This is a genomic window from Flagellimonas meridianipacifica, assembly GCF_003001695.1.
In the GTDB taxonomy this organism is placed as follows: Bacteria; Bacteroidota; Bacteroidia; order Flavobacteriales; family Flavobacteriaceae; genus Flagellimonas; species Flagellimonas meridianipacifica.
In genome coordinates this window covers 1953064-1967227 of the sequence record NZ_PVYX01000001.1, presented here as the reverse complement: position 1 = coordinate 1967227, position 14164 = coordinate 1953064, and the positions used below count along the sequence as shown (strand labels likewise).

12 protein-coding genes are annotated in these 14164 nt (G+C 39.8%); 7 read left to right on the top strand and 5 right to left on the bottom strand.

What is annotated here, in order from left to right; genetic code table 11:
• Positions 1-8: 8 nt before the first annotated feature.
• Complete coding sequence (locus tag CLV81_RS09040; RefSeq protein WP_106144689.1) at positions 9-905, bottom strand: GLPGLI family protein; 897 nt, start codon at positions 903-905, stop codon at positions 9-11.
• A 123-nt stretch (positions 906-1028) separates the two neighbouring features.
• Between CLV81_RS09040 and CLV81_RS09035 the strand changes: the two genes are divergently transcribed.
• The 4 genes from CLV81_RS09035 (at position 1029) to CLV81_RS09020 (ending at position 4694) form a co-directional block, all read left to right on the top strand.
• Positions 1029-2486 (top strand): sensor histidine kinase, encoded by a 1458-nt coding sequence (locus CLV81_RS09035; RefSeq protein WP_106144688.1) that lies wholly within the window; start codon positions 1029-1031, stop codon positions 2484-2486.
• Complete coding sequence (locus CLV81_RS09030; protein WP_106144687.1) at positions 2483-3160, top strand: response regulator transcription factor; 678 nt, start codon at positions 2483-2485, stop codon at positions 3158-3160. Before CLV81_RS09035 ends, CLV81_RS09030 begins: the two co-directional genes overlap by 4 nt.
• A gap of 97 nt (positions 3161-3257) precedes the next feature.
• Positions 3258-3872, top strand: a complete 615-nt coding sequence (locus tag CLV81_RS09025) for a deoxynucleoside kinase (protein ID WP_106144686.1) — start codon at positions 3258-3260, stop codon at positions 3870-3872.
• Positions 3873-3989: 117 nt separating this feature from the next.
• Entirely contained in the window at positions 3990-4694 is a 705-nt protein-coding gene (locus CLV81_RS09020) for an energy transducer TonB (protein ID WP_106144685.1), read from the top strand.
• Positions 4695-4784: 90 nt separating this feature from the next.
• Here the strand turns inward: CLV81_RS09020 and CLV81_RS09015 are convergent, their stop codons facing one another.
• From CLV81_RS09015 to CLV81_RS09000, 4 genes are all read right to left on the bottom strand, one after another.
• Positions 4785-7181 carry a sodium-translocating pyrophosphatase gene (locus CLV81_RS09015; protein ID WP_106144684.1) on the bottom strand — a complete coding sequence of 799 codons (2397 nt, stop codon included), beginning with the start codon at positions 7179-7181 and terminating at the stop codon, positions 4785-4787.
• A gap of 115 nt (positions 7182-7296) precedes the next feature.
• Positions 7297-7821, bottom strand: a complete 525-nt coding sequence (locus CLV81_RS09010) for an inorganic diphosphatase (RefSeq protein ID WP_106144683.1) — start codon at positions 7819-7821, stop codon at positions 7297-7299.
• A gap of 68 nt (positions 7822-7889) precedes the next feature.
• A complete protein-coding gene (locus tag CLV81_RS09005; RefSeq protein ID WP_106144682.1) occupies positions 7890-10385 on the bottom strand; it encodes a DUF5686 family protein in 2496 nt (831 codons plus the stop codon).
• A gap of 172 nt (positions 10386-10557) precedes the next feature.
• Positions 10558-11535: a pyruvate dehydrogenase complex E1 component subunit beta gene (locus tag CLV81_RS09000; RefSeq protein WP_106144681.1), complete on the bottom strand. Its 978-nt coding sequence runs from the start codon at positions 11533-11535 to the stop codon at positions 10558-10560.
• Between the two features lie 176 nt (positions 11536-11711).
• On the opposite strand from CLV81_RS09000, the gene CLV81_RS08995 reads away from it, so the two are divergent.
• The 3 genes from CLV81_RS08995 to CLV81_RS08985 all read left to right on the top strand — a co-directional run bounded on the left by CLV81_RS08995 (position 11712) and on the right by CLV81_RS08985 (position 14159).
• Complete coding sequence (locus tag CLV81_RS08995) at positions 11712-12458, top strand: electron transfer flavoprotein subunit beta/FixA family protein (protein WP_106144680.1); 747 nt, start codon at positions 11712-11714, stop codon at positions 12456-12458.
• 12 nt (positions 12459-12470) lie between these two features.
• Positions 12471-13439, top strand: coding sequence for an electron transfer flavoprotein subunit alpha/FixB family protein (locus CLV81_RS08990; RefSeq protein WP_106144679.1), 969 nt, complete (start codon positions 12471-12473; stop codon positions 13437-13439).
• Between the two features lie 90 nt (positions 13440-13529).
• Positions 13530-14159: a bifunctional nuclease family protein gene (locus CLV81_RS08985; protein WP_106144678.1), complete on the top strand. Its 630-nt coding sequence runs from the start codon at positions 13530-13532 to the stop codon at positions 14157-14159.
• The last annotated feature ends 5 nt before the right edge of the window (positions 14160-14164 follow it).

The following is a 14164-nucleotide window of genomic DNA, read 5'->3' as shown; positions in this document are numbered from 1 at the left end:
TGAAATACTTATCCCCGAATCATGATTCTTGCCCCGTTTCCACGCCCCCCTGAACGAAACCGTTCTGACATTTCCTCCATTTTCTCAGCCAGAATACGGTCATACTCTTCTTGGGTTACCTCCTTACCCTTACTAGGCGCTTCGATTTTTAGTTTCTCTTGGGAATTAAGAACCAATTTAGAACACAGAATCGCAGTTCTACCGTCATTGACCTCTAAAATAAGGCCTGGCAGACCCCAATATGGCCCAGGGCCTTGACTAACAGGTATTTCTGGAGCGTACCACGCGATTATTTCCACGTTTTCAGGTTCTTCAATTCTAGCTAAAATGGAATTGCCGTTGCCCTGAGAAGTAGAATCTTTGGTTTTTTCCTTGCTTGAATCAGTGTTTCCATCAAAGACACGACGCATGCGAGTCACCATTTCTTCGTCCATTTGCCTAATGGCCGTAGCTTTATAACATGTGTAATTGCCTATTTGCTTTGTTTCAGCACCCAATTTCCATTCCCAAGTATTCAAACTATCCTTTATTAAGAACATTTTTCCAAACATTTCGGTCTGGTTGGCATAGGTTTGATTTTGGATATTTTTATAGTATTCTCCACCACCCATACCGGCAAAAGCCATTCTAACACCGGATTGTGTTCCTGGAGCTTCAAGTTTCTTTTCTTGGGTATATACAGAGGTTGTCCTATCAAACTCGAGTTCAAAACTCTGTTCCGTTCTGTTTTTAATACGTTCTCGTATACGTTGTTTCATCGCTTCGGGAATTTCACGATCGTCAAGATTTACTTCAACATTGGTTTTTGTTTGGTAAAATGCCTTGCCCTGAAAATCCTGAGCCAGTGCGGCGCACATCAGACAATTCAACAGGATTAAGCTTATAACAAGTCTTTTAGTTTTCATCTTTTTGTTTTTCTTGATTGAACTTGTCACAAATATGAAATGTAATCGCAAGATGCTTGGTTAACTAGTGTTAACGTGTGTTAACCGGCCCAAAACCTCAATTCATATTAATAGATTTGGAATATGGAAAACAAAAAATTTGGTTATATCCTGTACCTAATTTCGTTTACCATTTTGGCGACAATTGCCATACAGGTGTATTGGAATATCGGTAATTACAAAACGAATAAGTTGGCTCTCAAAAATGAGGTGCAAAATAGTTTTGATTCAAGTGTTGAGGCCTATTATGCCAATTTGGCCAAAGCTGATTTTTTCACCTTTTTGGATACCGACACCCTAAACATCCAAAAAAAAGGTGATTTTGTAAGTATTATTCAAAGTGATAGCATCATCAACATTGATGTTCCGCCAAATGATGGTAAAGTTGCCATTGGAAAAATGTTGGAGAGAATAGATAGCGCAAAAATTAGAATACGCCGGCGTAGACCACCTCGAAGATTTCCCAGAATGCATTTTTTTAGACAGAAGATGAGGGACAGCTCTGGTTCTTTTAGAAAGTTGTTCAATCGATTAATTACATCTGCTTCAATTCAAACCCTAGATCTTGGAAAACTGGACAGCCTGCTGAACCAAGATTTGAAACAAAAGGAAATTGATTTGGCTTATCAATTGAACCATTTTGAGGATGACTCTTTATTGAACAGTTTTTCAAGAGGAAATGCCAAGAAATATGCCATTACCACTGTTTCAAAATCTAATTATCTACTTGATTATCAAAAACTTGAATTAAAACATAACAATCCCGTTCTTTCGGTATTGAAAAAGAGTCTAATGGGTATTGTACTGTCTTTCCTCCTTTCAGGATGTATTGTTTACAGTCTTTTCTATCTTTTAAGGACCATCAAAAAACAAAAGCAGCTATCCGAAATAAAGAATGATTTAATCAGTAACATTACCCACGAGTTTAAAACCCCCATAGCTACAGTCTCAACCGCTATTGAAGGGATAAAAAATTTCAATGCCTTACGGGATACACAAAAAACAGAAAAGTATCTCGAGATTTCTCAACAGCAGTTAAAAAAACTCAATTCAATGGTTGAAAAGCTACTGGAAACTGCCACTTTGGACAACGACCGTATTGAACTTGAAAAGGAACCTCATGATTTAGTTGCTTTATTGGATAACGTTTTGGATAGACTCAAACTAATCACGGACAAAGAGCTTGCTTTCAAGAGCAATTCCAACAAACTCATCAAAGAAATTGATGCTTTCCATTTTGAAAATGTCATCACCAACTTATTGGACAATGCAGTTAAGTATGGAGGAAATCGTATTGAATTGGCTCTGAACTCAACAATAGACCAAATTGAGATCACTGTTTCTGATGATGGCAAGGGAATTCCGAAACAACAAAGGGACAAGATATTCGATAAGTTCTATCGTATCCCTATGGGAAATCGTCATGATGTAAAAGGATTTGGAATAGGTCTTTATTACTCCAAAAAGATAATTGAAAAGCATGCTGGAAGTCTATTCTTGGTTCCAGACCCAACCCATACCATTTTCAAAATTATACTATGAGTGGTCCAATCAAAATATTGTTGGCCGAAGATGAGCCGGCCCTGGGACAAATTGTGAAAGAAAGCTTGGAGACCCGAAACTTTGAAGTTATTCTGTGTGAAGATGGAACCAAAGCATACCACAGTTATCTAGAATACAAACCCGAACTTTTGGTATTGGATATCATGATGCCAAAAAAAGATGGTTTTACCTTGGCCGAGGAAATTCGAAAAAATGATATGGAAATACCCATTATTTTTCTAACGGCCAAATCACAAACCAAGGATGTGGTCAATGGCTTTGAAATAGGTGGAAATGATTACTTAAAAAAACCTTTTAGCATGGAAGAACTCATTGTCCGGATTCATGCGCTTCTACATAGATCCAGAAAACAACAAAAGGACAATATACTTCTGGGCAAGTTTACCTTTAATTATACGAAACAACTTTTGATTCTTGGAGAAGAAGAGCAAAGTTTGACACATAAAGAAGCAGAATTGTTGTACCATCTCATCCAAAAACAAAATGATGTTTTGGACCGTTCGGAAATTCTCAAAAAACTATGGGGTGATGATGATTTTTTCAATGCAAGAAGCATGGATGTTTTTATCACAAAGCTCAGAAAAAAGTTGAAAAAGGACGAAAACATACAGATAATCAACATCCGTGGATTGGGCTATAAATTGATTTGTTAAGCTAAGCTTCATTTCAACTGAAATCTTTCCTCCAACTCAATATACTTTGTATATTGCGACCTCCGACTTTTTAAAAAACTTTTAAACCCGACCTAGGATGCACATTGCCGTCGCCGGAAATATTGGAGCAGGAAAAACCACTTTAACCAATTTATTGTCAAAGCATTATAAATGGGACGCCCATTTTGAAGATGTAGTGGACAATCCCTATTTGGATGATTTTTATACCCAGATGGAGCGATGGAGCTTCAACCTGCAGATTTATTTTCTAAATAGTCGGTACCGTCAAATTTTAAAGATTAGGGAAAGTGGTAAAAATGTGATTCAAGATCGTACCATTTATGAAGATGCCCATATTTTTGCTCCGAACCTACATGCAATGGGTTTAATGACCAATAGGGACTTTGAAAACTACAAAAGTCTTTTTGAGTTGATGGAAACTTTGGTTCAACCACCAGACCTTCTTATTTACTTGCGAAGTTCAATTCCAAATTTGGTCAACCAGATTCACAAACGGGGCAGAGAGTACGAAAATACCATCTCCATAGACTACCTAAGCCGATTGAATGAACGTTATGAAGCTTGGGTGGATACCTATGAAAAAGGCAAACTTCTTGTTTTCAACGTCGACAACCTAAATTTCGTTGATGATCCAGAACATTTGGGAGAAGTCATCAACAGGATTGATGCTGAACTGCACGGCTTGTTTTGAGTTATTTCCTAATTCAATTCCATTTACTCAATAGAAAGTAGCTTTCACTCAATTAGGGTTTTTGTTACACTGAATTACTTATAAGTTCATAATACGTTAACAACAAAATAATGTATTATGGAAACTAAAAAAAGTCGTGAACTTCAGTTGGAGCGAAACTCCAATCTTTATTTCGCCATTGGTCTAGCAGCTATTCTTGCTTTGATTTATTTGGCGTTGGAATGGAAAACGTACTATCCTTCTTATGATGAATTTGCTCAGTTAGAGATTACCGATGAATTGATTGAGGAAGTACCCATTACCATTCAAAAACTACCCCCTCCACCCCCACCAAAAATTCAGACTCCTCCGGTAATTGAAATCGTCCCTGATGAGGAAGATATTGTCGAAACGGTCATAGAATCTAATGAACCGGACCAAGACACCGAAATAGCAGATGTGAGTGATATCGAGGTAATTGATGATGATATTCCAGATGAAGTGCCCTGGGTTAGCATCGAAGATGTTCCTGTATTTCCAGGTTGTGAAAACGCCGATGACAAACGTGTCTGCTTTCAGGAAATGGTGCAAAAACATGTTCGCAAGAACTTTAGATACCCTAAACTGGCCCAAGAAATGGAATTGCATGGCAGGGTGAATGTGATATTCACCATTCAAAAAGACGGTAGTATTGGAAATGTACGCATGCGCGGACCCCATCAACTTTTGGAAAGGGAAGCGGAACGGATAATCTCAAAACTACCCCAAATGACACCAGGGAAACAGCGAGGAACACCCGTTAAGGTTCCTTTTGCTATTCCTATTACTTTTAAGTTGCAATAGATATCTCGACTTCGCTCGATATGACAACACAATCCATAAAAAAACCACGCTTAAAGCGTGGTTTTAATTTTATCTAAAAAAGGTATACCCTTAGTTCTTCGAACTTTTATACTCATCAACCAGTTCTTCCAATTCTTCTTTGGTTGCAGCGGTAAACTCTTTTACCTCTTTTTCAACCTCTTCTCCAACTTCAGTAGTAGAAGTTACCACAGCCTTAAAAGAACCGTCAACTGTATTGCTGATTTCAACTTTCAATTGTTTTTCAATCTGCTTTGATTCTTTCATACCATCTGTAGTTATCGAAATGGTGGTTCCGTCAGCTTTTATCATGCTAACCTCATCAGCCGGAGAAAGACTCACCAAACTTGGTGCAATAACCAAAGCAACCACAGACATCAATTTCAATAAGATGTTCAAAGATGGTCCTGAAGTATCCTTAAATGGATCACCTACGGTATCACCAACAACAGCTGCCTTGTGCGCATCAGAACCTTTTCTTCCTTCACTTTCAATGGTCTTCTTTGCGTTATCCCATGCACCTCCCGCATTGGATTGGAAAATGGCCATCAATACACCAGCAGTGGTAACACCAGCTAATAAGCCACCCAACATTTCAGCACCACCAATGAATCCAACGGCAACCGGCACAGCAATGGCCAAAAGACCTGGAAATACCATTTCCTTAATGGAAGCTGTGGTTGAAATTGCAACACACTTGTCATATTCAGCAACGCCATCCGCTGCATCGAAAGTTGCTCTTTGAGCGTCAGTTGCTTTTGACATATCTGAATCTACAGCTCGCATTACTTCTAAAGCTGCTTTCAATTGAGGAATATCCCTAAACTGACGACGTACTTCTTCAATCATGGCCATAGCCGCTCTACCTACCGCATTCATTGAAAGAGCTGAAAAAACGAAAGGCAGCATCCCTCCTATTAAAAGTCCGGCCATAATATCCGGTTGAGATACATCAATTGAAGTAACCCCGGCAGTTTTCATGAAGGCAGCAAACAACGCTAAAGCTGTTAGCGCCGCTGATGCAATCGCAAATCCTTTTCCAATTGCCGCCGTGGTATTTCCAACAGCATCCAATTTATCCGTACGCTCACGTACTTCACTTGGGAGCTCAGCCATTTCGGCAATACCTCCAGCGTTATCAGAAATAGGTCCGTAGGCATCAACAGCCAACTGAATACCTGTATTGGCAAGCATACCAACCGCAGCGATTGCTATACCATAAAGTCCAGCAAAATAATGTGAAACCAAAATTGCAGCTGCAATTAGGATGATTGGAATTGCAGTCGACATCATTCCTACGCCCAATCCTGCAATAATATTTGTAGCGGCTCCGGTGTCTGACTGACGTACAATGGAATTCACTGGTTTGGTACCTGTTCCTGTGTAGTACTCTGTTACCTTACCAACGGCAAGACCTGCCACTAGACCAGCAATAGTTGCCCAAAAAACACCCATTGAGGTAAATTCTTTTCCACCTTCTACCCAAGATTCAGGTAACATTCCAGTTATCAAAAAGTAAGAAGCTACCAACATTAGACCTGCAGAACCAAACTCTCCAATATTCAATGCGGTTTGCGGATTTCCTCCATCTTTTACACGAACGAAGAAAGTACCGATTATAGACATTACGATTCCAACGGCAGCCAATGCCAAAGGCAAATATACTGCCCCAAGACCATCAAATGAAGCTTGAAACTCGGGTAAGGTAGCAAACACTGCTCCCAAAACCATAGTACCGATAATAGAACCTACATAAGATTCAAAAAGGTCAGCACCCATACCGGCAACGTCCCCAACATTGTCCCCTACGTTATCAGCAATTGTAGCAGGGTTCAAAGGGTGATCTTCAGGAATACCAGCTTCAACCTTACCAACCAAGTCAGCACCAACATCGGCCGCTTTGGTATAAATACCACCTCCTACACGGGCAAAAAGTGCTATGGAAGAAGCTCCAAGGGAGAAACCAGAAAGTACGTTCAATACTTCTCCTAAAGCCCATCCTTGACCACTATAAATCATGAAAAGTCCACTAAGACCCAATACTCCAAGTCCTACAACACCAAGACCCATAACAGCTCCACCAGCAAATGCTACCTCTAAAGCCTTCCCCAAAGAAGTTCTTGCAGCATTTGTGGTTCTCACATTGGCTTTGGTGGCTACTTTCATTCCAATAAATCCAGCCAAAGCAGAACAGATGGCACCAACAATAAAGGAAACGGCAACCATTCCGTTGGACCCTTCTTCATTGGTTCCTTTAAAGAAGAGCAAAACGGCCACAGCCACAACAAAGATGCTCAGTATTTTGTATTCTGCCTTAAGGAAAGACATGGCTCCATCGGCAATGTTTTTGGCAATTCTTGCCATTTTATCATCGCCAACCTCTTGTTTTGAAACCCATACGTTTTTAATAAAAACATACAGTAGTGCCAAAACACCGAATACGGGCAGAAACTGTATCAATAAATCCATAGTTATTTAGTTATTTAAGAATTTTTTAATGGAGGCAAAAGTAGTAAAATACCCACTAATAAAAAAAATGCGCTTTTGGGTTTCAAAAGCGCATTTTTGGCCTATTTATTTTTATCTAAATCGTAAATGTCCTGTTCTTTTTGTGGTCGCTTTCCTCGTATCGTTTCACACATTGGTGATATATTTCAACGGCTTCATCCACATTACCCCAGCCGCCAGTGTCAACCTTCTTTTCCTCCAAATCTTTGTATACCTGAAAGAAATGTTCAATTTCCTTCAATCGATGGGGATTCAGGTCACTTATATCATTTCTCTTGCTCCAGATGGGGTCGTTTACCGGTACACAAATAATCTTCTCATCAGGCCCCTTTTCATCTGTCATATGGAAAACGCCAATGGGTTTGACTTCCATGACCACCATAGGATAGGTGGGCTCAGTACCCATAACGAGGACATCCAATGGATCTTTATCCAATGCGAGTGTCTCAGGAACAAAACCGTAATCTCCAGGGTACATCATGGATGAAAAAAGCGTCCTATCAAAACGGATTTTATTTAGGACAAAATCATATTCATATTTGTTACGACTTCCCTTAGGGATTTCAATGAGCACATCAAAAGTTACTTGCTTCTTGGCCATACTTTTATTTTTTGCAAAAGTAGCCAGTTTGTTGAGATTTCAGCCTAATTTTCCCGGATGATTGTTAACTAAAATTTAAATCCGAAAGAACCGGTCACACCAAACCGCCTTGCATCTGGATTATCCAAGTAATTACCTCTGAAGTTGAAGTCTATCCTTAGGATTTTAAATATATTTCCAATACCAAACGAATATTCCCAATAAATCTGCTCGTCTGGTGCTATGAGTGGGATGTTGGAAGGTGAGTTAAGAGCGATATTCTCATCAGACAGTTGTCCCCATGCTCCGCGGAGACCAAAAATTTCCCTAAGATTTAGTTTTCTAAGCAAGGGGATTCTGGAAAATAATCTTCCATTGAAATTATGCTCTAAATGCACTGTGGCGTACGTATCCGTAACAAACTCATAGAAATCCAAGTTTGGGAAGGTGTTATAGATGGAAAATAATGTCTGGTTTCCTGGAACCACGCTCAACAAGCTCAAGGGAACCTCTCCGAAGGTCTTTCCCAGTTCAATGGTACTGGTCAATCTACCAAAACCTCCCACTTGCCAAGGTTGTGTATATGAAAACTGCAGGCGTTCATAATCAAAATCACTTTCAAGAAAGCCCTCCACACCTTTGGTATAGTTTAAGAGTAGGATACTGTGGTTATCATTAATATTTACCCGTTCCACGCCATATCCAATGGTTCGTTTACCTGGAGTATATATTAATGTGGAATTGATATCGAACTGCTTTACTTCGGATGAAATCCCTGTTGGAGAAGTAGGGTCCAAATAATCCAAATTGAACGCTTCTGGCAAAGCTGAGCTCAAAGTCCTAAAAGACCCTCCCAAGCGAAACCTGAGATTGGTAACGGGTTCAATTTCAAAATTGAGTGTAGATAGGTTGATATTGGTCAGTCTGTCATTGGCACCTACGGTTACCAAGGATGACGATGCTATACTTCGCCCTAGAACATCATTGGTGCTGGTAAGACTCAATCCCAATTGTTCTATATCCCGTCTATTCCCTCCGGAAAGAATGAGTCGGGTTTTTCGGTCCAATAAAAACTTCCCTGAAAGACCATGTTTGAATTTTCTATCCCTAAAACCATAGGCCATATAGCCTTCCAAACGCCAAGTATCGTTTTGTCCAAAATACGTACGTGCCCCTGCCCTCAACCTATAGCCTTCAGCATCGTTGAAGCCAAAAGTGCTGTAGATATCCCCGATATCCAGGTTCCATTTGTCTATTTCGATATATCCAGAACCTAAGACGCTGACAATGTTGTAATAGGTTTTGAATTTAGGAACAGTTTTGAGCGTATCCAATAACTTAAATATCCCAGATTCGTCTTCACTAAGTCTTTCTAAACGAGCGTTTTTCCAAAAAACACTGTCCCTGTTAAAGACCCTTGGGTCGTACGGGTCGGCTACCTGTTTGTAGAAAGCTTCTCCTCGGGGTAAATTAAATTCGTAATTATCATAAACCGTTGTACGCTTTCCATACACTCCTCTAGATTTTTCCTTTTTGGAAAAACTGAAATCACTCAGCATGTAATCCCTCTTCAGTAAAAAAATCGAATCGTTTACCACATCAAAATCCTGCTCAATATAAATCTCCTTGACCCAGTTGATATTGGCACTTTTTGTTACCTGAAGATTTATCTTTTTAATAGCGAAAGTGGTATCATTCACCCAAAAATCCCCTTTAAACGTGAGTTCGTTCTTACGTCTTGGATAGTATATAATGTTGTAGCACCATTTGTCATCAATAAAAGTGCTATCCGAAAGCACATAATTATAGGTGTCAACTCCGGTTTTGGACAGTGGACTGGTAAAACTCTTATCGAAAAACTTGAGGTAGTTGTTATATATATCGTAATCCGAATAAAGATCTTCAACAAATGCTGTGATTGCCTGATTTCCTTGAAATCCTGAATTTTTGTTTCCTAAAACATCCTCTTTTTCTTTTTTCAGAACATTGTCCCCGTAGACCTTGGAGAAATTCTCGTTTAAAAATAAGGGCAGATAGGTCTTTCCTGTGATTCGGGAAGTATCCAAATCATCAAAAACAAATTCCAATCCTTTGAAGAGTTTGCTTTTAATCACGTTGCTATCAATGGTATTCAGGTCAAATTCTATTTTTTCGTATTTGTCATATTTGTACTGCTTGAACTTGCGAACACCATTTTCCCTTTTTTTAGCCCATATCTTTTTCAAGATATCAATTGCTGGATTGTTCTTTTTAGATTGTTTTCCCGTATAAACCACTACTTCTTTCAGTTGTTCTGTGGATTCGACAAGTTCAATCCTCATATTATAATTTACCTTTTGCGATAAATCTATCTCCAAGGTTTCGTATCCTATAAATGACACTACCAAAGTATTGTAGGTATCATCCGATTCCATATAGAACCTACCATTATCATTGGTTATCGTCCCTTCAGAAGAATTTTTGAAAACAAGATTAGCGAATGCAATAGGTGAGCCTGAATCATCAACAACGATTCCACCAACCTTGGTTTGTGAAAAAATGGTACTTGAAAAAATCAGGAAAAAGAAGAAAAGGAACTTTTTCATGTATTAATGGCTATGTCAACTAAAAACACTGCATTGCATTTTCAGTCTTTTCTTGGTCATTTTAGAATTAAGGTAATTTCTTATCAAATACCGTTCCTTTAAAAAAGCCTCATCAACCTAAAGGTCGATGAGGCTAATGTACCATACAAATATACGTTAGTTTTTGTCTGGATTACTTATATAACACTTTCTTAACAGCCTTTATCACATCTTGGGCATTTGGCAACCATTCTGCTAACAATACAGGCGAATAAGGTGCGGGAGTATCCGCAGTATTCAATTTTACAATGGGGGCATCCAAATAATCGAAAGCTTTATCCTGTACATGATAAATAATTTCGGTGGCCACATTGCCAAAAGGCCATGCCTCTTCCAAGATAACCATGCGGTTTGTCTTTTTTACAGAGTTTAGAATGGCCTCATGATCCATAGGCCGTACGGTACGCAAATCTATTATTTCGCAACTGATACCCTCCTTCTCCAATTCGTCAGCAGCTTTATAGGCTTCCTTGATAATTTTTCCAAAGGAAATGATGGTCACATCAGTTCCTTCTCTTTTGATATCGGCAACCCCTAAAGGAATGGTATATTCCCCTTCTGGCACTTCACCTTTATCGCCATACATCTGTTCGGATTCCATAAAGATAACTGGATCATCATCACGAATGGCGGATTTCAAAAGCCCTTTTGCGTCTGCAGGATTTGAGGGAACTACCACCTTCAAACCTGGACAGTTGGCATACCAGCTCTCAAAGGCTTGTGAGTGTGTAGCTGCCAATTGACCCGCAGAGGCCGTTGGACCTCTAAATACTATTGGACAAGGAAACTGGCCAGCAGACATTTGTCTTATTTTGGCCGCATTATTGATAATTTGGTCTATACCAACCAACGAAAAATTAAACGTCATGAATTCAATGATAGGTCGATTTCCTATCATCGCCGAACCTACACCAATACCGGCAAAGCCCAATTCAGATATAGGGGTATCTACTACCCTGTCTGGACCAAATTCATCCAGCATTCCTTTTGAAGCTTTGTAAGCTCCGTTATATTCAGCAACTTCCTCTCCCATCAAATAAATGGAATCATCTCTTCGCATTTCCTCGGACATGGCCTCAGCTATGGCCTCTCTGAATTGTAATGTTTTCATTGAGTAGTTTGAAAGGTTTAATTATTCGATTCTACTTAAAAAGGCAAGCAAAAATAGGAAATAATAAAAGAAGAACCACCTTTGTAAAAAGCAAAAAAAAGAACAAAATTTATTATGCATGCATAATAAATTTCGGATTTTATAGCTATCTTTGAAAGGTCAAAATGTAAAAGTATATGAAGATTTTAGTTTGCATTAGCAACGTACCCGACACCACATCCAAAATCAACTTCACGGATGGGGATACCAAATTTGATACCAACGGGGTCCAGTTTGTTATTAACCCCAATGATGAGTTCGGCTTAACACGAGCTATGTGGTTCAAGGAAAAGCAGGGCGCGGCTGTTCACGTCGCTACGGTTGGAGGACCTCAAACCGAGCCCACAATACGCAAGGCTCTGGCCATAGGTGCAGACGAAGCCATACGAATCAATGCTGAGCCTACAGATGGTTTTTATGTAGCTAGACAATTGGCCGAAGTGGTAAAAAACGGAGGATATGACTTGGTAATCGCTGGAAGGGAATCCATTGATTATAACGGAGGGATGGTTCCCGGTATTTTGGCCACCCTTTTGGACATGAACTTTGTAAACACCTGCATCGGTTTGGAAATTGATGGAAACAATGCCACGGCCATGCGTGAAATTGATGGAGGAAAAGAAAAAATAAGCACCTCGCTTCCCTTGGTAATTGGAGGGCAGAAAGGGTTGGTCGAAGAAAGTGATCTGCGTATTCCCAATATGAGAGGTATTATGATGGCTAGAAAGAAAGCACTCAATGTAGTAGACCCCGTAGATGGTCCTATTCCTACCCAAGACCAAAAATTTGAAAAACCTGCGCCAAAAGGACCTGTTAAGTTGGTAGATGCCGAAAATGTGGAAGAATTGGTCAACTTATTACATAACGAAGCAAAAGTTATCTAATCCAAAAGAATTATGTCAGTACTCGTATATACAGAATCCGATAAAGGAAAATTCAAAAAAAATGCATTTGAAGTAGCTTCATACGCACATGCTGTTGCCCAACAAATGGGTGAGACCGTTACAGCGGTCTCGATAAACGCAGAGGATGCTGGTTCCTTGGGGAACTATGGAGTTTCAAAGGTCTTGAACGTATCCAATTCAGATTTGGAAACCTTTAATGCCAAAGCCTATGCAAACGTAATAGCCCAAACCGCTGAAGCCGAAGGTGCCAAAGTTGTTATCTTTAGTTCGAGCGCCGATACCAAGTTTTTGGCGCCTATTGTGACTGCCAAACTGAATGCAGGCTATGTACCCAATGTAGTTGCGGCTCCAGAGAGCACGTCACCGTTTGTTGTAAAAAGAACCGCATTTAGTAACAAAGGCTTTGCATTCACCGCAATTGAATCAGAAACGAAAATCATAGGGGTATCCAACAATGCGTTTGGAACGATAGAAAATAGTACATCCGCTTCTGTGGAAGAATTTAGTCCTACTTTGGGTGATTCTGACTTCACAACCAAATCCGTTGAGGTGGACAAAGTAGTTGGAAAAGCAACCATTGCTGATGCCGATGTGGTTGTATCTGGAGGTAGAGGATTAAAAGGACCTGAAAACTGGGGCATGATTGAAGAATTGGCTGATGTTTTAGGAGCAGCGACCGCTTGTTCCAAGCCTGTTTCTGATTTGGGATGGCGTTCCCATGGAGAGCACGTAGGCCAAACAGGAAAGCCCGTCGCCAGCAATTTATATATTGCCATAGGCATCTCAGGCGCCATTCAGCATTTGGCTGGGGTAAGTGCCTCAAAAACCAAAGTGGTCATCAATATTGACCCTGAAGCTCCTTTCTTTAAGGCAGCTGATTATGGTATTGTGGGCGATGCTTTTGAAGTAGTACCCAAACTCATCGAAAAATTAAAGGAATTTAAAGCCCAGAACGCTTAAATTTTGTTAATTTGCCCACTTTAAGGGGCTGTTCAGATAACTGGTTCCGCCACTTATTTGAACGGCCTTTTTTGGTTTTAGGAGGAGATTATGAGTTTAGTACGTTTAAAGATAAAGGGGATATCATACAGCCAAACCCAAAATGGTGCTTATGCCCTTATTTTGAATGAGGTGGATGGAGACAGAAAGCTACCCATTGTGATAGGGGCTTTCGAAGCCCAATCCATTGCCATTGCCTTGGAGAAAGAAATCAAACCCCCTAGACCACTTACACACGACCTTTTTAAAAATTTTGCGGACAGGTTTCAGATTTTTATCAAGCAGGTAATTATCCATAAACTGGTAGATGGAGTTTTCTATTCCAGTATTATTTGTGAAAGGGATAAAGTTGAAGAGATTATAGATGCAAGAACTAGTGATGCCATTGCCTTGGCACTACGTTTTGATGCTCCTATATTCACATATAAAAACATTTTGGACAAAGCTGGAATCTTCCTGAAATTTTCCAACAAGGACGAAGAGGAAAATGACGACGACAGTATCGTTGTGGATGAGATTCTTCAAGAAGGAGAAACCGTAGAGATAGAATCCGGTGCTTCCTCCCAAGGATATCGAGAACTTACCTTGGAAGAACTTCATAAAGAATTGGACAAGGCCGTAGCCAATGAAGACTACGAAAAGGCGGCAAAAATTCGAGACGAAATCTCCAAGCGAAAATAGCCAAC

Coding starts and splice junctions, on each gene's coding strand:
- CLV81_RS08995 (WP_106144680.1), top strand. CDS start 11,712: ATGAAGATTTTAGTTTGCATTAGCAACGTACCCGACACCACATCCAAA.
- CLV81_RS09030 (WP_106144687.1), top strand. CDS start 2,483: ATGAGTGGTCCAATCAAAATATTGTTGGCCGAAGATGAGCCGGCCCTG.
- CLV81_RS09035 (WP_106144688.1), top strand. CDS start 1,029: ATGGAAAACAAAAAATTTGGTTATATCCTGTACCTAATTTCGTTTACC.
- CLV81_RS09040 (WP_106144689.1), bottom strand. CDS start 905: ATGAAAACTAAAAGACTTGTTATAAGCTTAATCCTGTTGAATTGTCTG.
- CLV81_RS09020 (WP_106144685.1), top strand. CDS start 3,990: ATGGAAACTAAAAAAAGTCGTGAACTTCAGTTGGAGCGAAACTCCAAT.
- CLV81_RS09025 (WP_106144686.1), top strand. CDS start 3,258: ATGCACATTGCCGTCGCCGGAAATATTGGAGCAGGAAAAACCACTTTA.
- CLV81_RS09010 (WP_106144683.1), bottom strand. CDS start 7,821: ATGGCCAAGAAGCAAGTAACTTTTGATGTGCTCATTGAAATCCCTAAG.
- CLV81_RS09000 (WP_106144681.1), bottom strand. CDS start 11,535: ATGAAAACATTACAATTCAGAGAGGCCATAGCTGAGGCCATGTCCGAG.
- CLV81_RS08990 (WP_106144679.1), top strand. CDS start 12,471: ATGTCAGTACTCGTATATACAGAATCCGATAAAGGAAAATTCAAAAAA.
- CLV81_RS08985 (WP_106144678.1), top strand. CDS start 13,530: ATGAGTTTAGTACGTTTAAAGATAAAGGGGATATCATACAGCCAAACC.
- CLV81_RS09005 (WP_106144682.1), bottom strand. CDS start 10,385: ATGAAAAAGTTCCTTTTCTTCTTTTTCCTGATTTTTTCAAGTACCATT.
- CLV81_RS09015 (WP_106144684.1), bottom strand. CDS start 7,181: ATGGATTTATTGATACAGTTTCTGCCCGTATTCGGTGTTTTGGCACTA.